Raw genomic sequence first — 21,007 nt, forward strand, 5'->3', positions numbered from 1 at the left:
GGCCGTAAAATCCGGCCTTTGTCATCGCCAAGCCGCCCGCATGCGCCTCCTCCACACCTCCGACTGGCACCTCGGCCAGCATTTCATGGGCAAGAGCCGGCAGGCCGAGCATCAGGCGCTGATCGTCTGGCTGCTCGAACAGGTGGCGGAACACGCGGTCGATGCGGTGCTGATCGCCGGCGACATCTTCGACACCGGCACCCCACCCTCCTACGCCCGCGAGCTGTACAGCCAGTTGGTCGTCCGCCTGCACGAGGCGGGCGTCGCGCTGCTGCTGCTCGGCGGCAACCACGATTCGCCGGCGACACTGGGGGAGAGCCGCGAACTGCTGGCGCGCCTGGGGACGACGGTGATTGCCGCGACGCACGAAGACATCAGCACGCAAGTCGTCGTGCTGCCGCAGCGCGACGGCACGCCCGGCTGCATCGTCGCCGCCGTCCCCTTCGTCCGCCCGCGCGATGTGCTGCAGAGCCAGGCCGGGCAAAGCGCCGAGGACAAGCAGCAGTCACTGCAGCAGGCGATCCAGCAGCACTATGTTGCGGTCGACGCCGCCGCCCGGGCCAGAATGGCCGCGCTCGGCGTCACCCTGCCGATCATCGCCACCGGCCACCTGACCACGGTCGGCGCCAGCGCCAGCGAATCGGTGCGTGAAATCTACGTCGGCGCGCTCGAAGCCTTCCCGACCAGCGCCTTCCCGCCGGCCGACTACATCGCGCTCGGCCATATCCACCGGCCGCAGAAGGTCGGCGGGCTGGAACACATCCGCTACTGCGGCTCGCCGCTGCCGCTCGGCTTCGACGAAGCGCGGCAACAGAAGGAAATCCTGCTGGTCGACCTCGACAGCGACGGCCTGAAAACTGTCACCGTGCTGCCGGTACCGCGCTTTCAAGGCCTGGTCGCCATCAGCGGCAATCTGGAAACGCTGGCCGGCGCGATCGGTGCCGCAGCCGCCGAAGGCACGCGCGAACGCCCGGCCTGGCTCGAAGTCACGGTCGCCGATGACGATTACCTGTCCGACCTGCCGGCGCGCATCGAGAAGATGACCGAAGGCTGGCCGGTCGAAGTCCTACGCATCCGCCGCCAGCGCGGCAACGCCGCCGCCCGCCTGGCAGCCGCCGCCAGCGAGACGCTGGACGAACTCGACCCGTTTGATGTCTTCACCCGCCGCCTGCAACAGGAGGAACTGAGCGACGACCTGCAAGCGGCGCTGAACAGCCGCTACCGCGCCATCGTCGCCGCCCTGCGCGGGGAAGAAGCATGAAAATTCTCACCCTGCGCCTGAAGAACCTCAATTCGCTGAAAGGCGAATGGTTCATCGACTTCACCCGGCCGCCGTTCACCGACAACGCGCTGTTCGCGATCACCGGGCCGACCGGCGCCGGCAAGTCGACGCTGCTCGACGCCATCTGCCTCGCCCTCTACCACCAGACGCCGCGCCTGAAGACGATCTCGGCGTCCGACAACGACATCATGACGCGGCACACCGCCGACTGCCTGGCCGAGGTCGAATTTGAGGTCAAGGGTGCCGTCTACCGCGCCTTCTGGAGCCAGCGCCGCGCCCGCGACAAGGCCGACGGCGCGCTGCAGGCGCCGAAAGTCGAACTCGCGACCGGCGACGGCACCATCCTCAGCACCCAGACCAACGACAAGCTGAAACGCGTCGCCGAAATCACCGGCCTCGATTTCCCGCGCTTCACCAAGTCGATGCTGCTCGCCCAGGGCGGCTTCGCGGCCTTTTTGAATGCCAGCGCCAACGAGCGCGCCGAACTGCTCGAAGAACTGACCGGCAGCGAAATCTACGGTGAAATCTCGCGCAAGGTCTTCGAGCAGGCGCGCGAAGCTAGGGACAAACTGGCCCAGCTCAAGGCCCGCGCCGACGGCATGGCACTGATGAGCGACGAGCAGCGCACCGCGATGCTGCAGGAAAGCGCCGTGCTTGAAACACAGCTCGCCGACGTCCAGCGCCAGCACACACAGACGCAAGCGCAGCGCCAATGGCGCCTTGATCTCGCCCAGGCCGAACAGGAAGTCGCCGCCGCACTCACCCGCCAGCAAACCGCCGACGCCGCGCTGGCCGCCGCCGCGCCCGAACTCAAGCGCCTGAGCGACAGCGAACCGGCGGAAGCGCTGCGCCCGCTGCACCAGCAATGGCAGCAGGCCGACGCCGCCGCCCGCCAGACCGCCGCCGAACGGCAGACGCTGCACGACGAACGCAGCCGCCTGCAGGCCGAACAACTGGCCGGCCACGACGCTGCCGCCAGCCACGCCGCCGCCGTCGCCGCCCAGGCGCAACAGGCCCTGCAACACAGCCGGCGCGAAGCGAAGGAGATCGACGATTTCTGCGCCGCCCACGCGCAGCGCGCCCAACTCGGCGAACGCCTTGGCCTCTGGGATCAACAATTCCGGCAACGCGACAAACTCATCCGCGAACTCGCCGCCCAGCAGCAGGCGCAACAGAAACTCACCGCCGAGCAAGCCGCCAACGAACGGCAACGCGCCGCCCAGCAGTTGACGGTCGACGCCGCGCAGAAGGCAAAAACCGCCGCCGACGCCGCGCTCGACACCAGCCGTACCGAACAGAACCAATGCCTCGCCGGGCAGACACTGGCCGAGCTGCGCGCCCATTGGCAGCGCGAGCAGGCCGCCGGCAACCGCTGGCAGCAGCTCGACACCCTCGCCCACCAGCGCCGCGAACTCACCGCCCAGCAAGGCGCGCAGGCGCAGCAACTGCAGCAGGGCGAAGCGCAGATCGCCGCCCGGGAAAGCAGGCTGGTCGCGCTGCGCGAGCAGCACAAGGTGCTGAACGCTCAGGTCGCCGACAAGCAGAAGCTGCTCGAACAGGAACGCCTGATCCGCAGCCTCGCCGACCACCGCCGCCAGTTGCAGCCGGGCCAGCCCTGCCCGCTGTGCGGCGCGCACGAGCACCCGGCAATCGCCGACTACGCCGCGCTCGACGTTTCGGCCACCGAGGCCGCATTGCTGGCGGCGCAGAAGTCGCTCGCCGAGCTGGTCGACAAAGGCCAGCAACTGCGCGACGAGCAGACCAAGGCGAAGACCGCGCACGCCGCGCTGCAGGAACAACAGGCAAAGACCGCCCGCGACCTCGCCCGCCTCGCCGACGACTGGCAGAGCCAGCTCGCCGCGCTGCCGGCCGACAGTATTGCGGTCGACGCCTGGCAGGACGAAAAAGCCATCGCCGCCGCCCGCAACGCGGCTGAGCAACGCCTGGTTGCGCTCGACGAGCGCATGAAAGCCGCCGAACGCGACGAACAGGCGGTCCACACCGCCACCAAGACCGCCGCCGACGCCACCCAGGCGCTACTCGCCGCCGGCAACCAGCTGCAACTGCTGATCCAGGCCGGGCAAACCGCCGCGCTGCGCCAGGCGGAAATCGCCAAAGCCGGCCAAGGCATCGCCGCCGAACAGGCCGAACTCGACGCCCGGCTCAAGGCAACCCTGGCCGACATTCCTGCCGACCCGGCCGCCTGGCTGGCTGAGCGCGACACCGAATGGCAGCACTGGCAGCAGACCCAGCACCGCCGCCAGGAACTCGCCACCCAACTCGTCCAGCAGCAGGAACGCGCCGACGCCGCGCAAACCCAGGCCATTCACTGGGCCGAACAGGCCGCGCAACGACGGGCCGCAGCCGCCGACGCTCTCCCGCCGACGCCAACCAGCGCCGAAGCCGACCCCGCCGCCGCCCTCGCCCGCTGCGCCGAGCACCTCGCCGAACTCGGCCAGCAACTCGCCGCATTGCAGGGCCGACAGGCACAACTCGACGCCAACCTCGCCCGACAGCAACAAACCCTCACCGACGCCGCCAGCGCCTGGCAAACGGCACTCGCCGCCAGCCCGTTCAAAGATCTCGAAGCCTACACCGCCGCCCTGCTACCGACGGAAGAACGCCAGCGCCTGCAGCAAGCCCGGGAAAGCCGGCAAGTAGCCAAGCAGCAGGCCGACACGCTACTCCAGGCCGCCCGCGAAAAACTCGCTCGCCTGCACGCCGCGCCCACCGGCGCGCCGGCCAGCGATGACACGCCTAAGGCTAGCGGAGAAACCGAAGTACCGCCGCTCGCCGACCTTGGCGCCGCCCTCACCCAACTCGACCAGCAGCGCCGCGAACTCAGCGAACAGCTCGGCGCCCGGCGCGCGCTACTTACCCGCGACCAGGAGGCGCGCCAGAGCCAGCAGGCGCTATTCCAGGAAATCGCCGCACAGACCGCCGACGCCGACCTCTGGCAGCGCCTCGACGGCCTGATCGGCTCGGCCAAGGGCGACAAATTCCGCAAATTCGCCCAGGGCCTCACCCTCGACCACCTGCTGCAGCTCGCCAACGGCCACCTGGCCCGTCTGCACGGCCGTTACCTGCTGCGCCGCAAGACGACAGGCGAACTCGAACTCGACATCGTCGATAGCTGGCAGGGCGAAGTCGCCCGCGACACGCGCACCCTCTCCGGCGGCGAAAGCTTCCTGGTCAGCCTGGCACTGGCACTGGCACTCGCCGATCTGGTCAGCCACAAAACCTCGATCGACTCACTCTTCCTCGACGAAGGCTTCGGCACGCTCGACGCCGACAGTCTCGACCTGGCCCTCGCCGCCCTGGACAGTCTCAACGCCAGCGGCAAGAGCATCGGCATCATCAGCCACGTCGCCGGCCTGAAAGAGCGCATTCCGGTGCAGATCGAAGTGCGCAAGAACGGCGGTATCGGCCATTCGCAATTGCGGGTCAGCGCCTGAGGGGTGCCCCTGTGTCAGCTGCTGCAATGCCCGCCGCGCGCGGCACGGCAAATTTCGATCAGGGCGTTGAGCGCATCGGTTACGGTAAAAATACCGAGGAAACTGCCATCCGCCTCATTGACGATGACGCTGCCGATCTTCTTGTCCGACATGATGAAGGCAACATCGTCGAGTGCATCCGACGCGTTGACCATGACCGGGTCGGTCGCCATGATGTCGGCGGCACTGATCTGGATGCAATGCGCCCGGGACAGGCTTTGCGCAAAACGCACATTACGGTCACTGACCAGACCGACCACGACACCGTCACGCACGATGGGCAGGTGGCGGATACCGTACGCCTGCATCAATTCACGCAATTCATCCGGCGACAAGTTTTCACGTCCAACCACCGGGTTCGGGGTGGTAAATTCCTCGACAGGCAGGCTCAGCATGGCAGTTCTCCCGGAGTGATGCTCGCCTCGACTATAGGCCGCCGGGCGCCGCAGGGTCAACGCCGTTGCCACACGTCGTTGCCACAGCTACCGGTCAACACGGAAAGTACATTTTCCGCCTCGGTTCCCGTGCCCTCCACGGAGGCATAAAGCAAACAGCAATCGGTTAAACTGCGAACCTTTCGCTGCCAAACAAATACGCATGATCAAACGCACGGTTTTTTTCGTTTCCGACAGCACCGGGCTCACCGCCGAAGCGCTCGGACACAGTTTGTTGACGCAGTTCGAGGATGTCGAGTTCAAGCTGGTACGCATCCCCTTCCTCGACAATACCGATAAGGCACGCGAAGCCCTGCTGCGTATCAACGCCCAGGGGGAAACAGACGGCATGCGACCGATCGTTTTCACCACCCTGGTCAATAAGGATGTCGCGGCCATCGTGCACCAGGCAGATGCTTTCTGTCTGTCGTATTTCGACAGTTTCCTCTCACCGCTGGAAGCAGAACTGGGCCTGAAATCGAGCCACACCGCCGGCCGTTCGCACGGCAAGGCGGACAGCCTCGATTACAAAAAACGCATCGAAGCCATCAACTACACACTGGCCCACGACGATGGCATCACTGATCGCGACCTGGCTGAAGCCGATGTCATTCTGGTCGCCGTTTCCCGCTGCGGCAAGACACCCACATCCCTTTATCTGGCCATGCAGTTCGGCCTGAAAGCCGCAAATTTCCCGCTCATCCCGGAAGACTTCGACCGTGGCCGCTTGCCCGGCACACTGGAAAAACACCGCAGCAAGCTGTTCGGACTGACCATTCAGCCCGAGCGACTGCATCAGATCCGCGAAGAGCGCCGGGCCAGCAGCAAATACGCCTCCTTGCCGAATTGCCGCTATGAAGTCGCCGAAGCCGAAAAGATGATGCGCCGTGAAGGTATCCGCTGGCTCGACTCCACCACCAAATCGATCGAAGAAATATCCGCCACCATCCTGCAGGAACTCAACCTGCGCTAACCAACCCCTCGCCAAAACATGCCTAAAATCACCAAAGCCGTTTTTCCCATTGCCGGTCTCGGCACCCGTTTTCTCCCGGCCACCAAGGCATCCGCCAAGGAGATGTTGCCGGTGGTCGATAAGCCGCTGATCCAGTACGCGGTGGAAGAAGCCTACGCCGCCGGCATCCGCCAGATGATTTTCGTCACCGGGCGGACCAAGCGCAGTGTGGAAGACCATTTCGACACCGCCTACGAACTGGAAAACGAACTCGAACGCGCCGGCAAGACCGAACTGCTGGCCATTGCCCGCAGCATTGCCCCGGACGACATGATCTGCACCTACGTACGCCAACCGCGCGCCCTGGGCCTTGGACATGCCGTGCTGTGCGCGCGCGAACTGGTGGGCAAGGAAGCCTTTGCCGTCTTGCTGGCAGATGACCTGATGGTCGGCGAGCCGCCGGTCATGGCGCAAATGGTGCAGCAATACAGCGAATGGCGCGCCAGCATTCTCGCGGTGCAAGACGTGCCACGCGAACATACCAAGCGTTATGGGATCGTCAGCGGCGACACGCTCAATGAAGAATTGGTCGATGTCGACGGCATCGTCGAAAAACCGGCTCCGGAAAATGCGCCGACGACACTGGCGGTTGCCGGTCGCTACATTCTGACGCACGGGATTTTCGACGAACTGGCCAACCTGCCCCGCGGCGTGGGCGGCGAAATCCAGCTGACCGATGGAATCGCCCGTCTGTTACGCCGGGAAAAGGTATTCGCCTACCGCTACCACGGTACCCGCTACGATTGCGGCAGCAAGCTCGGCTTCCTGCAGGCCACCGTCGACCTGGGGGAGCAGCACGCAGAAGTTGGCCGTGAATTTTCTGCCTGGCTGCAGGCGCGCACTCAGGACTGAACCGCCAGACGGCGGCGCACCTGCTCGAACAGGCAAACCGCCGCCGCGGCACCGACATTCAGCGATTCAACGCCGCCTGGCATGGGAATGCGCAGCCGCTGCTGCGCCGCCGCAAGCAACTCGGCCCGCACCCCCTGACCTTCAGCCCCGAACACCCAGGCTGCCGGTGCACTCCAGTTCGCTTCGTACAGGGAATGCGCATCGTCCAGGCTGGTCACCAGCGTACTGCCGCGAAAGTCGCGCATGAAACCCAACAAATCGACGTCACTATGGATTGCCAGCAGGAAATGCGCTCCCTGCCCGGCCCGCAGGACCTTGGGCGACCACGGCGCAGTACATGCCGCGCTGAGCAACACCTGCCGCACCCCCGCTGCCGCTGCAGTCCGCAACAGGGTACCCAGATTGCCGGGGTCCTGCACCCCATCGAGCAACAAGGCATCGGCTGCCGTATCAGGCGGCAGTTCCGGTTCGGGAATCGGGGCCAAAGCAAGGATGCCACTCGGCGTATCAACCAGACCCAGTTCGCGCACCAGGACGTCACTGAGCACAGTCACCGGTCGGGTGCCGAGATAAGCTGCAATTTCCCGATTCTGCCGCGCGCTGTCAGCCACGATCAGCGTATCCAGCGCACCCCGCTGCTGCTCCCAGGTTTGCACCAAGTGCAGACCATCGAGCAGGGTCTGTCCGCGTTTCTTACGCTCGCGCGCTGAGTCCGCTAATTTTTTCAGCCCTTTGTAAAAGGCGTTGTCGCGCGAGTGGATTTCTTTCATAGCAGCGACAATTGCCGAGCCACCGGCGCAAAGCTACGGCGATGCACGGGCGACACGCCGTGCGCCGCCAGTGCGGCGCAGTGTGCGGCGGTGGGATAACCCATATGCCGGTCGAAACCGTAGTGCGGATATTGCGCATGCAACCCCAGCATCCCCTCGTCGCGTACGGTTTTAGCGAGTATGGACGCCGCCGCGATCGCTGCCACCTTGGCGTCACCCTGCACCACGGCTTCTGCCGGTATGGCGAGTGAGGGACAGCGGTTGCCATCGATGAGGGCGCGCTCGGGCGTGACCTGCAATGCGGCCACTGCCCGCTGCATGGCCAGCATGCTGGCATGCAGGATGTTCAACTGGTCGATTTCTTCGACGCTGGCTTCGGCGACTGCCCAGGCCAGCGCCCGCTCACGGATCAGGCCGGCCAGCGCCATGCGTTTTTTCGCCGAGAGTTTTTTCGAATCGTTCAGCCCGGCAATCGGCCGGGCCGGATCGAGAATCACCGCCGCCGCCACCACCGGCCCCGCCAGCGGTCCACGGCCCGCTTCATCAACGCCGCAAACGAGCCCTTCAGGAACGATCAACGCAGACATTCCAGCACCGCCTGCGCCGCCTTTTCCGCCGTGTTCTGCCGCAATTGCAAATGCAGGTCGGTAAAGGCCGCCTCGATTGCTGCCGAATTTTCCTTGTCGACGTACAGTTGGTTGAGTGCTTCGGCAAGATTTTCCGGCGTCGCCGCATCCTGCAGGATTTCCGGCACCACGAAACGTCCGCACAAAACATTGGGCAGGCCAACGTAAGGCAGATAGGCCATCCGTTTCATCAACCAATAGGAAAATTTCGCAATCTTGTAGGTGATCACCATCGGCCGCTTGATCAAGGCGGCTTCCAAGCTGGCCGTACCACTCGCAATCAGTGCCACATGCGCGGCACCGACGGCATCCTGAGCATGGCCGAACAGAAGGCGAAAGGGAATGTCGGCAGCCTGCTGCCGGTACATTGCCGCCTCGAACTGCAAGCGGGTTTCCCGGGTCGCCAGCGGCACCACAAACTGCGCCTGCGGCTGGTAGCGTTCGCGGATCAGACGGGCCGTCTGAATGAAAGTGTCCGCCATGGTTTCCAACTCGCCACGGCGGCTGCCCGGCAACAGGGCAAACATCGGCACCGTCTTGGGCAAGCCCAGCTTTTCGCACACCGCCAGGCGGTCCGTTGTCAGCGGAATGCTGTCGGCAAGCGGGTGGCCAACATAGGTGACGGGAATGCCTTCTTTTTGATAGAGCGGCGGTTCCAGCGGAAACAGCGCCAGCACGCGGTTGACCGCACGCCCGATGCTATGGATGCGCCCGCCACGCCACGCCCAGATAGATGGACTAACGTAATGAACGGTCGGCACGCCGGCTGCCTTCATGCTGGCTTCCAGGCCGAGGTTGAAATCCGGCGCGTCGATGCCGATGAAGATGTCCGGACGCTCGCTTTTCAAGCGTTTTTTCAGCTGACGGCGGATACCGGCAATGCGCCGATAATTTTTCAGCGCATCCCAGTACCCCATCACCGACAGCTCGCCCATCGGCCACCAGCAGGTCATGCCCTGCCCTTCCATACGCGGGCCGCCGATGCCGTAGAAGATGGCACCGGGCAATTTCGCCTTGAGCGCCGCGATCAGATGCGCACCCAGCAAATCCCCGGAGGCTTCGCCTGCCACCAGGGCGATACGTAACGGGTTGCTCATGGTTCAGCGGATGATGCCGCGCCTGGAAAGGTCCAGGAAATCGACGAACAACTGTATTTCAGGCTGCGTTTGCGCCGCCTCGACCAGCTTGGCGCGCGCTTCTTCCAGGCGCAAACCGGATTTGTAGAGGGTGCGGTAAGCCCGCTTCAGGGACAACAGCGCGTCGGCTGAGAAGCCGCGCCGTTTCAGGCCTTCGACATTGATGCCATACGGCTGGGCGGTATTGCCTGCCGCCATCAAGTACGGTGGTACATCCTGCAGGATCACGGTACTGACCGCCGTCATCACGTGCGCACCGATGCGGCAGAACTGGTGCACCCCGGTAAACCCCCCCAGAATGGCCCAGTCATCAACCGTCACGTGGCCCGCCAGGGAAGCATTGTTGGCGAAGGTGCACTTGTTGCCGACCTGGCAATCGTGAGCGATATGCACATAGGCCATGATCCAGTTGTCGTCGCCAATGCGGGTCACCCCCTTGTCCTGCGCCGTCCCCAGATTGAAGGTGCAGAATTCGCGGATGGTGTTGCGGTCACCGATTTCCAGACGGGTTGGCTCGCCCGCGTATTTCTTGTCCTGCGGCACTTCACCCAGGGAACAGAACTGGAAGATGCGGTTGTCGCGACCAATCCGGCTATGGCCCTGAATCACCACATGCGGGCCAATCTCGGTGTTATCACCGATTTCGACATGCGGGCCGATGATGGAATAGGCGCCAATACGGACATTGCTGCCCAAGCGCGCCGCAGGATCAACCAGAGCAGTGGCATGAATCATGTCAGAGATCCCGCTTAGCACACATCAGCTTGCCTTCGGCGGCAATCTGCCCGTCCACCCGTGCTTCACCCTTGAACTTCCAGACACCACGCATCTGGCGCTCGACTTCAACGTGCAGATGCAGTTGATCACCCGGCAGGATCGGTCGTTTGAAGCGCACTTCATCAAGCCCGGCAAAATAGAAGACCGTGTCCGGTGCCGGTTTTTCGCCCAGCGATTTGAAGGCCAGGATGCCTCCGGCCTGCGCCAGCGCTTCCATGATCAGCACGCCGGGCATCACCGGATGATGCGGAAAATGACCCACGAAGAAGGGTTCATTGATGGTGACGTTCTTGTAGGCATGAATCGATTTGTTCGGTTCGATTTCCAGCACCCGATCCACCAGCAGGAAAGGATAACGATGCGGCAGGTGCGCGAGAATTTCGTGAATGTCCATCAACATGGTTGCAAACCCCGGTTATTCGTTTTCAATGGTTTTCAGTTTCTTTTCCAGCTCCGCAACGCGCTCGGCCAGTTTCGACAAGCGGCGGATGTGGGCCGCATTACGCACCCACTCATCATGACTATCGAGCGGGAAGACGCTGGTATATAGGCCCGCCTGATTGATACTCTTCATCACCAGCGAACCGCCGGAAATGGTCGTTCCCGGTGCCAATGTCACGTGCCCGGAAATCATGCCGGCACCACCGACGATGCAATGCTCGCCCAGGGTCACACTGCCCGCAATGCCGGTACAGCCGGCCAGCACGGAGTAGGCACCGATCTGGCAGTTGTGTGCGACCTGCACCAGATTGTCGATCTTGGCGCCTTCGCCAATCACCGTATCCTCGAGGGCGCCACGGTCGATGGTGGTGTTGGCACCGATCTCGACGTCGTCGCCGATCGTCACCGCACCGATTTGCGGAATCTTCACCCAGGTCCGGCCATCGGGAGCAAAGCCAAAACCATCGGCACCGATCACCGTTCCGGAGTGGATGATGACACGCGCGCCCAGGGTACACCCGGCGTAGACCGTCACATTGGGGTAGATGATGCTGTCGGCACCGATCGTTACCCCGTCACCGATCACGGTATTGGCGTGAATGACGACATTTTCGCCCAGCTGCACATTGCGACCGATCACGACATGCGGCCCGACGGCTACGCTGGCTGGCAGTTCCGACGCGCTGACAGCGCTGGCATGGACACCGCTGAAGCCGGCACGGGCCGGATAGAGCAAGGTCGCGACACGTGCGTAGTAGGCGTAAGGATTAGTCGTGACAATGCGCGCACCGGCAAAACCATCGGCGGCATCAGGCGCCAGAATCACCGCAGCGGCCTGGCAGCCTTGCAATTGCGATTTGTATTTACGATTGGCGAGAAAACTGATGTCTCCCGCCCCCGCACCCGCCAGGGTGGCCACCCGGGAAATGCGTGTTTGCGGGTCCCCATGCACATCGCCGCCCAGGCGGGCGGCGATTTCGGCGAGCGTCCACGACTGCGAGCTCGGTGCCGTCATTATCTACCGTCCGACAAGGCCTTGATGACGCGTTCGGTGATATCCAGACGCGGACTGACCCACACCACATCCTGCAAGATCAGGTCGAACTTGTCGCTTTCGGCAATCTGCTTGATGGCACGGTTGGCCCGTTCGATCACGGCTGCGTTTTCCTCGTTCTGGCGCAGGTTGAGATCTTCACGGAACTCACGCTGACGCCGCTGGAATTCGCGCGACAGATCGCCAAATTCCTTCTCCTTGCTGCGCCGTTCGTTTTCCGACATGGTCACGGCGTTCTTTTCCAGCGCCTCCTGCATGCCCTGCAACTGTTTGGCCATGCGCTGCAATTCCTGGTCACGCTTGGAAAACTCGCTTTCCAGTTTTTTGCCGGCTTTCTGCGCCAGCGGCGCATCGCGGAAAATCCGCTGGGTGTCGACATAACCCACCTTCAGTTCGGCCGCCTGAGCCACACCCACGGTGGCGAGCAAGGATGCAAGAACAAGCGCTTTAACTTTCAACACAAGTAACTCCTGACTTAAAAAGTAGTTCCCAGCTGGAACTGGAAGGTTTCTGCCTCGTCGCCCTTCTTCTTGTTCAAGGGCGTACCGATGCTGAATTTCAATGGGCCAACCGGCGACATCCAGGCAGCTGTCACACCCGCCGAATAACGCAGTTCGCCCGCGTCGAGTTTATCCTTCGCGGCATACACCTGACCAGCGTCGAAGAACACACCCAGCCGGGCGGTGTTCTCAAGCCCGGGCAAGGCCCACAACAACTCGGCGTTGCCGATGACTTTGCGGTTCCCCCCCAGACGATCTTCGCCTTCCAGGGTATTGATGGTCCCCAGGGTGCTCGATTTGTAACCGCGCACCGAGCCGATACCGCCGGCGTAGTAATTCTTGAAGAAGGGCAGCCCTTCGCTATTGCCATAACCGTCAGCGTAGCCCACCTCACCGGCCAGCATCAGGGTGAACCGCTTGCTCAGCGGGAAGTACTGCTGCACCTGGTAGCCAGCCCGGTAATATTTCAGGTCACCGCCCGGCAGGGCAATTTCAAAACTGGCGCGCTGGTAGGTCCCCTTCGACGGGAAGAAGAAACTATTCTTCGAATCGCTGACCCAGGCTAGGGTCAGCGGGAAGGAGGTATTGGTCCGGCCAAATTCCTTGACGTACTTCTTGTAGTACGCCGGGCTTTCGTCGAAGGTATCGATCGAAGTCGAATCCGCTGCCAGACCAAACGAGAAGGATTCCGTCTCGCTGATCGGGAAGCCGAAACGGATGCCACCGCCAGTGGACGACGATTTGTAATCGGCAATATTGGTGGAACTGGTATCTGTCGTCCGGTGATAAATGTCGAAGCCCTGGCTGACACCATCCGGCGTGAAATACGGATTGGTATAGGAAAGCGAATAAGTGCGGTAGGACTTGGCGGTATTGACCTGGATGGACACGTTGTTACCACTGCCCATGAAGTTGCTCTGCGAGATGCCACCGGAGAGGATGAGTTTGTCGGTACTCGAAGTACCCGCCCCCAGCATCAGGTTGCCGGTCGGTTTTTCGACCACATTCACATTCACATCAAGCTGGTCGCTGGTCCCTGCCACTGGCGGCGTATCGACCGTCACTTCGGAGAAGAAGCCGAGACGGTCGATGCGTTCGCGCGAATTCTGCATCTTCTCGGCGTCGTACCAAGCACTTTCCATCTGACGGATTTCACGCCGTACCACTTCATCGCGGGTACGGGTATTACCGGTAACGTTGATGCGGCGGACGTACACCCGTTTGCCAGGATCGATGAAAATGGTGAAATCGACCAGACGTTTTTCCGAATTGATTTCCGGGGCGGCGTTGACGTTGGCAAAGGCATAACCTTCGGCGCCCAGGCGATCGGTAATGGCTTTGGTGGACTGATTGAGCTTCTCGCGCGAGAACACCTCGCCTGGACGCACGCTGACCAACTTGCGCAGATCAGCCTCGGGAATTGAGGTATCGCCGGCCAACTTGATCGAGGCCACGCGGAATCGCTCACCTTCCTTGATGTTGAGGGTGATGAAAACGTCGCGCTTGTCCGGCGAAATGGAAACCTGCGTCGACTCGACGTTGAATTCCAGGTAACCACGATCAAGGTAAAAGGATTTCAGCTTTTCCTGATCCGCCGCAAGTTTCTGCCGCGAATACTGGTCGTTCTTGGTATACCAGGTCAGCCAGCCCGGCGTCGTCAGATCGAACAGGCTGACCAGTTCCTTTTCCTTGAACGCCTTGGCGCCAACGATGTTGATCTGGCGGATCTTGGCCGCATCCCCTTCGACAATATTGAAGTTGATGCCGACCCGGTTGCGCTCCAGCGGGGTCACCGTCGTGGTGATCTGTGCCGCGTATTTGCCGCGCGAAAGATACTGGCGCTTGAGTTCCTGTTCGGCCTTGTCGAGCAACGAGCGGTCGAAGATGCGCCCGGTGGCAATCCCCACTTCCTTCAAGGCCTTGATGATGGCGTCTTTTTCGAATTCCTTGAGGCCCACGAAATTGATCGAGGAAATCGCTGCGCGCTCTTCCACGATCACCACCATGACCTGGCCTTCAACGTCGATGCGTACGTCCTTGAAGAAGCCGGTGGCGAACAACCCCTTGATAGCCTGCGCGGCCTTGTCGTCATTCAGGGTATCGCCCACCTTGACGGGCAGATAGCTGAATACGGTACCGGCTTCCGTACGCTGAATACCTTCGACCCGGATGTCTTTCACGACAAACGGCTCAAAAGCCGCTGCGGGCAAAGCAAACAAACCGGCGATCAGGACAGGCAGCAGGGTTTTTTTCATCATGAATCGCCAAACAGGCGAGTGAAATCGTTGAAAAGTGCAAAGGCCATCAATGCAAAAAGAATGGCCATGCCGATTTGCTGCGTCAAGGCCACAACCCGCAATGAGAGCGGTTTACCACGAATAACTTCGACGGCATGATACACCAAATGCCCCCCATCCAGCACCGGGATGGGCAACAGGTTGAGGACCCCCAGACTTATACTGATCAGGGCCATGAACTTGATGTAATAGTCCAGCCCTAGTCGCGCCGACTGGCCGGCATAATCAGCGATAGTCACCGGGCCCGAAAGGGTCTTCCAGGAGACCTCGCCAATCAGCATCTTGCCGATCATGGCCAGGGAAAACCAGGACTTCTCCCAAGTTTCACGCAAGGCTTTCTCGGCTGCGGCAAGAGGACCGTAACGAACAAAACTGCGCAAAGCCCGCTCACCCTCCGGACTTTGCGCGACCGCGACGCCAATGCGACCAAAACGCAGGCCGCGTTCATAAACCTCTTCCGGCGTCACGGCCGCTACAAAATAGCGCCGCTGCCGCTCCATTTGCAGCTTCAACTGCTTACCCGGTGACTTGCGCACCACTTGCACGAACTGATACCAGTTGACCACGGCCTTGCCATCGACCGCCAACACCCGGTCCCCCGCCTGCAAACCCGCACGCGCGCCCGGTGTGTCAGCCGCAACTGTGCCAATCACTGCCGGCAGATCAGGGCCAATGAACTGCACCCCCAGCCGGGCCAGCACATCGCCTTCCCAGCCGTCATCATCCACCCGATCCAGTGCCAGGCGCCGCAAACTGCTTTCACCCCGGGCATTCACCACGTCCAGGGTCACTTCCTTCTTGTTCATGGCCTGATGCAGCAAAATCCAGCGCAGATCGCTCCAGCTGACCACCGGTTCGCCATCGATACTGCGCACCTGCTCACCGGCCAGAATGCCTGCTTCCGCCGCCGGAGTATCAACGGGCGGATTGCCCAGGATCGGCAACAATTCGTCACTGCCGAGCATGAACACACCCCAGTAAAGAAAAATCGCCAACAGGAAATTTGCCAGCGGTCCGGCAACGACGATCAAACTGCGCCGGCCTACCGACTGCCGGTTGAAGGCCCGCGCCACTTCGTGCTCATCAACCACGGCCTCGCGCTCATCGAGCATCTTGACGTAACCGCCGAGCGGAATCGCACTTACCGCCCACTCGGTCTGATCGACGCCATACCGGCGCTGCCACAGCACCGGGCCGAATCCAACTGAAAAGCGCAGGATTTTCACCCCGCACCAGCGCGCTACCAGAAAGTGCCCCAGCTCATGCACGACCACCAGTATGCCCAAGGCAACGATGAATGCGGCTGCGTAAAAAAGGAACTGCCCCATACTCAGCCTCGCTGTGCAATCAATGTCGCGGCCAGGCGCCTTGCTGCCGTATCGGCTGCCCGCACATCATCTAGGCTACCTTCCGGCGCCGCCGGCAAGGCAGCCAACACCCCCTCGTTGATGCGCGCGATATCGAGAAAGCCCAGCCGTCCTTCCAGAAAGGCAGCCACCGCCATTTCGTTGGCTGCGTTGAGAATGGCGGGGGCCGTCCCCCCCGCACACAGCACATCATAGGCCAGCTGCAGGCAACGGAAACGGGAAAAATCAGGGGGATAGAAATCGAGGCGACCAATGGCAAACAGATCAAGCGGCACCACGCCCGCAGCAATCCGCTCCGGCCACGCCAGCGCATAGGCAATCGGTGTCCGCATGTCGGGGTTGCCCAGTTGCGCCAGCACGGAACCATCGGCGTACTGCACGGCAGAATGAATCACGCTCTGCGGATGCACTACGACCTGAATCATCTCCGGTGGCGCGGCAAACAACCAGTGCGCTTCGATGACCTCAAGCCCCTTGTTCATCATGGTCGCCGAGTCGACCGAAATCTTGCGCCCCATGACCCAATTGGGATGCGCACAGGCCTGTTCCGGTGTCACATTCTCGAGATCCGCCAACGGCGTCGCACGGAATGGCCCACCGGAAGCGGTCAGGAGAATCTTGTCCACGCCGCAGGCCGACAAGCCGGCGGAGAAATCGGCAGGCAGCGCCTGAAAAATGGCATTGTGCTCGCTGTCGACCGGCAACAGGCTGGCGCCGTGCTGGCGTACGGCATGCATGAATAACTCGCCGGCCATGACCAGCACTTCCTTGTTCGCCAGCAACACTTTCTTGCCTGCCTGTGCCGCCGCCAGGGTGGGTTCCAGACCGGCCGCGCCGACGATGGCCGCCATCACCGCATCGACTTCAGGCGCGGTGGAAATGGCGATTTGCGCGGCCTCTCCGTACAGGACTTCAGTCGACAAGCCCGCCGCGCGACACCGGGACGCCAATTCAGCGGCACTATCCGGCGCACCCAGCACGGCATAACGCGGCATGAATTCGCGGCATTGGGCAAACAACTTGTCCACCTGGCGCTGCGCACACAGCGCAAACACCTGATACCGCTCCGGATGACGACGAATCACATCGAGCGTGCTGCCGCCAATCGATCCGGTCGAACCAAGAACGGTAATCTGTTGTGGTTTCATGCGTGGTGGAGAAAGGCGAGCCAGGCCAGTGCCGCCAACGGTAGCGTCGAGGTCAGGCTGTCGATACGATCGAGCACCCCTCCGTGCCCGGGCAGGATGTTGCTGCTGTCCTTGATCCCTGCTTTACGCTTGAGCAGGGATTCGAACAAATCACCGATGATGCTGACCGCTGTTGCCAGCACCAGCGCCAGCATCCAGGCGGTGAGTGGCACTTTGCCAGCAAGCAGGAAATGGCCGATCACCAAGCCGTAGAGCATGACACCGATAAACGCACCGAGCGCGCCTTCCTGCGTCTTCCCCGGACTGATGCTGGGCGCCAGCTTGTTCCTGCCAAATTTCCGGCCAGCAAAATAGGCCGCGATATCCGCCATCCACACCAATGCCATCACTGCCAGCAAAACTCCCGGATGCACGGCGCGCAGCTGCACCAGCGCCAGCCAGGTCGGCAACAACACGACCGCCCCGACCAGGAGACCGGCCAGGCTGGAAAGACGCCACTGACGATTGAGCCAGAGCGGGATGAGAAATATCCAGAAGACAACCGAAAGGGTGTAGAGCGCAACCACCCACGGCGCAGCGGGCGCAAAAGTACCGATACCCAGCGCGGCAGGAGCGACTTGCGCCAAACCGACGCAAATCAGCGCGGTTACCCCGCCCAACAGGCGACGTGCGCCCTGCTGCCAACCCAGCAGCGCGCCCCACTCCCAAGCCGCCACACCAATCACGGCCGCCGTCAGCAGGGCCCAAGCTGATTGTGGCAGCCAGAACAGACTGGGCAGCAGCACCCCAACCAGTACAAGGGCAGTGATGACCCGGGTCTTAAGCATGTGACGAAGGTTCCTTCAACTGTTCGCTGGTGCGCCCGAAACGGCGCTCGCGTTGCTGGTAGGACGCGATGGCACGGTCAAATTCGACGCGGTCGAATTCCGGCCACAGGGTCGGCGTGAAATAAAACTCGGTATAGGCCATCTGCCACAGCAGGAAATTACTGACCCGCATCTCACCGCCGGTGCGGATGTACAAATCCGGTTCCGGCGCGAAGGCCATGGACAGATAGGGTTCGAGATCGGCTTCCGTCCATTGTCCAATCTTCTCCGGCTCTGCCACCGCCAGACGGTTCGCTGCCTGCAGGATGTCCCAGCGGCCACCATAATTGGCTGCAATGCTCAGATGCAGGGCGGTATTTGTTGCCGTCGCTTCTTCCGCCTGCCGGATCAAAGTCTGCAGCCGTGGCTCGAAACGCGACAGATCGCCGATCACCCGCAGGCGCACGCCATGACGCTGCAGGCGCTCGACCTCCTGCTCCAGCGCCTTGACAAACAGCTGCATGAGCAGACTGACCTCTTCCAGCGGCCGCCGCCAGTTCTCCGAGGAGAAAGCAAACAGGGTGAGGTAACCGACTCCGCGTTCCAGGCACGCACGCACCAGCTCGCGCACCAGTTCGACGCCTTTGACATGTCCTGCCACGCGGGGGAGGAAACGTTTCTTTGCCCAACGCCCATTGCCGTCCATGATGACCGCAATGTGCCCGGGAACCTCTGGCGCGGACGGAATTTCCCGCGTCGAACTGGAAAAAATCCCCATGCAGGGCGTCGATCAGATCTGCATCAGCTCGGCCTCTTTGGCGGCGAGCATTTTGTCTACTTCTGCGATGTTCTTGTCGGTGAGCTTCTGGATCTCATCCTGGGCACGACGCTCGTCGTCTTCCGAAATCTCGCTCTTCTTGACGGCATCCTTCAGGTGCGTATTGGCATCGCGGCGCAAGTTGCGGATCGCCACCTTGGCCCCTTCGCCTTCATTCTTCACTACCTTGATCATTTCCTTGCGCCGTTCTTCGGTCAGCGCCGGCATCGGCACCCGGATCAGGTCACCCTGCGTCGCCGGATTGAGGCCCAGATCGGAGTCGCGGATGGCGCGCTCAACCTTCTGCACCATGTTCTTTTCCCACGGCTGTACACCCAGGGTACGGGCATCGACCAGAGTGATGTTGGCGACCTGATTCACCGGCATCATCGAGCCGTAGTAATCGACCTGGACGTGGTCGAGCAAACCGGCATGGGCACGCCCGGTACGAATCTTGAGGAGGTCGGCTTTCAGCGCCTCCAGGGTTTTGAGCATTTTTGCTTCGGCGGTTTTCTTGAGTTCGGCAATCATCACTTTTCCTCAGCAATAAACCAGCGTGCCTTCATTTTCACCGCATACGACGCGCTTCAAGGCACCCGGCTTGAAAATGGAGAACACGTTGATCGGTAATTTCTGGTCGCGGCACAGTGCAAAAGCAGTGGCATCCATGACCGCGAGATTCTGCGCGATGGCTTCGTTGAAGCTGATCTGGTCATAGCGCGTGGCGCCAGGATCCTTCTTCGGATCGGCCGTATAAATCCCGTCCACCTTGGTCGCCTTCAAAACGATGTCGGCGCCGATTTCGGAACCGCGCAGGGCGGCTGCGGTATCGGTGGTAAAGAAAGGATTGCCGGTGCCTGCACCGAACACCACCACCTTGCCTTCTTCCAGATAGCGAATGGCCTTGCCGCGAATGTAAGGCTCGACCACCTGCTCGACATTCAGGGCCGATTGCACACGCGAATCGAGCCCGATGCGACGCATGTTGTCGGAGAGCGCCATGGCATTCATCACCGTGGCCAGCATCCCCATGTAATCTGCAGTGGCGCGATCCATCCCGGTCGCCGTACCGGCCATGCCGCGAAAGATGTTGCCACCGCCGATCACGACGCCAATTTCCACCCCGAGTTCTGCCACCGCCTTCACTTCCTGGCAAATGTCGGTGATCACCTGCGGGTTGATCCCGTAGGCATCGTTACCCATCAGGGCTTCACCGGACAATTTGAGCAGGATGCGTTTGTACTTGGAGACAGCGGCAGTCATCGGGGCTTCCTTGGCGATATGTTTCAGCTTACTTGTTGGCAGCCGCAGCGGCCTGGGCAGCGACTTCAGCGGCGAAATCGTCAACCTTCTTCTCGATGCCTTCGCCGACCAGGAACAGCTCGAAGCCGGCGACGCTGGCGCCCTTCTGCTTCAGCAGCTGCTCGATGGTCTGCTTGCCGTCTTCCGCCTTGACGAACACCTGGCCAAGCAGGGTCACATCCTTCAGATATTTCTGCACGGTGCCTTCGGCAATCTTGTCCAGCATCGCTTCCGGCTTGCCGGCTTCGCGTGCCTTCTCGATCGCCACACGGCGCTCGGCGTCGAGCAGTTCGGCCGGCACACCGGAAGCATCCAGCGAGCGCGGCTTGGACGCAGCGATGTGCATGGCGATGTCGCGACCCAGCTGATCGTCACCGCCGACCAGGTCAACCAGCACACCCACCTTGGCGCCACCGTGAATGTAGGACAGCAGCTTGCCTTGCGCCGTGCGGCGCACGAAACGGCGGATGCTCATGTTCTCGCCGATCTTGCCCACCAGCGCAGCGCGGGTGGATTCGACCGTACCCTCGCCCATCGGCAGCGCCGACAGAGCCGCCACGTCGGCCGGATTCTTGTCGGCCACCAAAGCGGCACAACCGTTGGCCAGCGCAATGAACTCGTCGTTCTTGGCCACGAAATCGGTTTCGGAATTGACTTCGATGATGGCGCCGGTCTTGCCGTCTGCCGAAATACTGATCGCCACGATGCCTTCCGCTGCGATGCGCGCTGCCGCCTTGCTGGCCTTGTTACCCAGCTTGACGCGCAGAATTTCTTCTGCCTTGGCCATGTCGCCATCGGCTTCGGTCAGAGCTTTCTTGCATTCCATCATCGGCGCGTCGGTCTTGCCGCGCAGTTCAGCCACCATGCTTGCGGTAATTGCCGCCATATTGTT

General features: G+C 61.8%; 20 protein-coding genes. 4 read left to right on the forward strand and 16 right to left on the reverse strand.

The genetic code is table 11. The features are described from left to right. Positions 1 to 40 precede the first annotated feature (40 nt). Both sbcD and JYJ39_RS00085 read left to right on the forward strand, forming a co-directional pair. The gene (sbcD, locus tag JYJ39_RS00080; protein ID WP_205200914.1) at positions 41 to 1,261 is read left to right on the forward strand and encodes an exonuclease subunit SbcD; all 1,221 of its coding nucleotides are present in this window, start codon (positions 41 to 43) and stop codon (positions 1,259 to 1,261) included. Further along, the gene (locus JYJ39_RS00085; protein WP_205200916.1) at positions 1,258 to 4,737 is read left to right on the forward strand and encodes an AAA family ATPase; all 3,480 of its coding nucleotides are present in this window, start codon (positions 1,258 to 1,260) and stop codon (positions 4,735 to 4,737) included. The genes sbcD and JYJ39_RS00085 overlap by 4 nt, the downstream gene beginning before the upstream one ends. 14 nt (positions 4,738 to 4,751) lie before the next feature. Here the strand turns inward: JYJ39_RS00085 and JYJ39_RS00090 are convergent, their stop codons facing one another. Further along, the gene (locus JYJ39_RS00090; RefSeq protein WP_205200918.1) at positions 4,752 to 5,171 is read right to left on the reverse strand and encodes a CBS domain-containing protein; all 420 of its coding nucleotides are present in this window, start codon (positions 5,169 to 5,171) and stop codon (positions 4,752 to 4,754) included. 202 nt (positions 5,172 to 5,373) lie between these two features. Between JYJ39_RS00090 and ppsR the strand changes: the two genes are divergently transcribed. Together ppsR and galU are read left to right on the forward strand one after the other, a co-directional pair. Further along, on the forward strand, positions 5,374 to 6,183 hold the full coding sequence (gene ppsR, locus JYJ39_RS00095; protein ID WP_205200920.1) for a posphoenolpyruvate synthetase regulatory kinase/phosphorylase PpsR: 810 nt from the start codon (positions 5,374 to 5,376) through the stop codon (positions 6,181 to 6,183). An 18-nt stretch (positions 6,184 to 6,201) separates the two neighbouring features. Next, complete coding sequence (galU, locus tag JYJ39_RS00100; protein WP_205200923.1) at positions 6,202 to 7,074, forward strand: UTP--glucose-1-phosphate uridylyltransferase GalU; 873 nt, start codon at positions 6,202 to 6,204, stop codon at positions 7,072 to 7,074. On the opposite strand, the gene JYJ39_RS00105 is transcribed toward galU, so the two are convergent. The 15 genes from JYJ39_RS00105 to tsf are packed head-to-tail and all read right to left on the reverse strand — an operon-like array spanning position 7,065 to position 21,001. Further along, positions 7,065 to 7,844, reverse strand: a complete 780-nt coding sequence (locus tag JYJ39_RS00105) for a TrmH family RNA methyltransferase (RefSeq protein ID WP_205200925.1) — start codon at positions 7,842 to 7,844, stop codon at positions 7,065 to 7,067. The two genes, galU and JYJ39_RS00105, sit on opposite strands and share 10 nt — an antisense overlap. After that, complete coding sequence (gene rnhB / locus JYJ39_RS00110) at positions 7,841 to 8,431, reverse strand: ribonuclease HII (RefSeq protein ID WP_205200927.1); 591 nt, start codon at positions 8,429 to 8,431, stop codon at positions 7,841 to 7,843. Before rnhB ends, JYJ39_RS00105 begins: the two co-directional genes overlap by 4 nt. Continuing rightward, positions 8,419 to 9,567, reverse strand: coding sequence for a lipid-A-disaccharide synthase (gene lpxB, locus JYJ39_RS00115; RefSeq protein ID WP_205200929.1), 1,149 nt, complete (start codon positions 9,565 to 9,567; stop codon positions 8,419 to 8,421). Before lpxB ends, rnhB begins: the two co-directional genes overlap by 13 nt. Positions 9,568 to 9,570: 3 nt before the next feature. Then, the gene (gene lpxA / locus JYJ39_RS00120; protein WP_205200931.1) at positions 9,571 to 10,341 is read right to left on the reverse strand and encodes an acyl-ACP--UDP-N-acetylglucosamine O-acyltransferase; all 771 of its coding nucleotides are present in this window, start codon (positions 10,339 to 10,341) and stop codon (positions 9,571 to 9,573) included. 1 nt (position 10,342) lies between these two features. Then, a complete protein-coding gene (gene fabZ / locus JYJ39_RS00125; RefSeq protein WP_240189480.1) occupies positions 10,343 to 10,777 on the reverse strand; it encodes a 3-hydroxyacyl-ACP dehydratase FabZ in 435 nt (144 codons plus the stop codon). A gap of 21 nt (positions 10,778 to 10,798) precedes the next feature. Further along, positions 10,799 to 11,839, reverse strand: coding sequence for a UDP-3-O-(3-hydroxymyristoyl)glucosamine N-acyltransferase (gene lpxD / locus JYJ39_RS00130; protein WP_205200933.1), 1,041 nt, complete (start codon positions 11,837 to 11,839; stop codon positions 10,799 to 10,801). Beyond that, positions 11,839 to 12,336 carry an OmpH family outer membrane protein gene (locus JYJ39_RS00135; RefSeq protein ID WP_205201428.1) on the reverse strand — a complete coding sequence of 166 codons (498 nt, stop codon included), beginning with the start codon at positions 12,334 to 12,336 and terminating at the stop codon, positions 11,839 to 11,841. Before JYJ39_RS00135 ends, lpxD begins: the two co-directional genes overlap by 1 nt. A 17-nt stretch (positions 12,337 to 12,353) precedes the next feature. Then, positions 12,354 to 14,633, reverse strand: a complete 2,280-nt coding sequence (bamA, locus tag JYJ39_RS00140; protein WP_205201430.1) for an outer membrane protein assembly factor BamA — start codon at positions 14,631 to 14,633, stop codon at positions 12,354 to 12,356. Further along, complete coding sequence (rseP, locus tag JYJ39_RS00145; protein WP_205200935.1) at positions 14,633 to 16,003, reverse strand: RIP metalloprotease RseP; 1,371 nt, start codon at positions 16,001 to 16,003, stop codon at positions 14,633 to 14,635. The genes bamA and rseP overlap by 1 nt, the downstream gene beginning before the upstream one ends. Before the next feature lie 2 nt (positions 16,004 to 16,005). Next, complete coding sequence (ispC, locus tag JYJ39_RS00150) at positions 16,006 to 17,190, reverse strand: 1-deoxy-D-xylulose-5-phosphate reductoisomerase (protein WP_205200938.1); 1,185 nt, start codon at positions 17,188 to 17,190, stop codon at positions 16,006 to 16,008. Further along, the gene (locus JYJ39_RS00155) at positions 17,187 to 18,017 is read right to left on the reverse strand and encodes a phosphatidate cytidylyltransferase (RefSeq protein WP_205200940.1); all 831 of its coding nucleotides are present in this window, start codon (positions 18,015 to 18,017) and stop codon (positions 17,187 to 17,189) included. Before JYJ39_RS00155 ends, ispC begins: the two co-directional genes overlap by 4 nt. After that, positions 18,010 to 18,774 (reverse strand): polyprenyl diphosphate synthase, encoded by a 765-nt coding sequence (gene uppS / locus JYJ39_RS00160; protein ID WP_205200942.1) that lies wholly within the window; start codon positions 18,772 to 18,774, stop codon positions 18,010 to 18,012. The genes JYJ39_RS00155 and uppS overlap by 8 nt, the downstream gene beginning before the upstream one ends. 12 nt (positions 18,775 to 18,786) lie before the next feature. Continuing rightward, the gene (gene frr / locus JYJ39_RS00165; protein ID WP_205200944.1) at positions 18,787 to 19,344 is read right to left on the reverse strand and encodes a ribosome recycling factor; all 558 of its coding nucleotides are present in this window, start codon (positions 19,342 to 19,344) and stop codon (positions 18,787 to 18,789) included. 9 nt (positions 19,345 to 19,353) lie between these two features. Then, entirely contained in the window at positions 19,354 to 20,076 is a 723-nt protein-coding gene (gene pyrH / locus JYJ39_RS00170; protein ID WP_205200946.1) for a UMP kinase, read from the reverse strand. 28 nt (positions 20,077 to 20,104) lie between these two features. Beyond that, positions 20,105 to 21,001 carry a translation elongation factor Ts gene (tsf, locus tag JYJ39_RS00175; protein ID WP_205200949.1) on the reverse strand — a complete coding sequence of 299 codons (897 nt, stop codon included), beginning with the start codon at positions 20,999 to 21,001 and terminating at the stop codon, positions 20,105 to 20,107. Between the last annotated feature and the right edge of the window lie 6 nt (positions 21,002 to 21,007).

Source organism: Azonexus hydrophilus (assembly GCF_905120355.1).
In the GTDB taxonomy this organism is placed as follows: Bacteria; Pseudomonadota; Gammaproteobacteria; order Burkholderiales; family Rhodocyclaceae; genus Azonexus.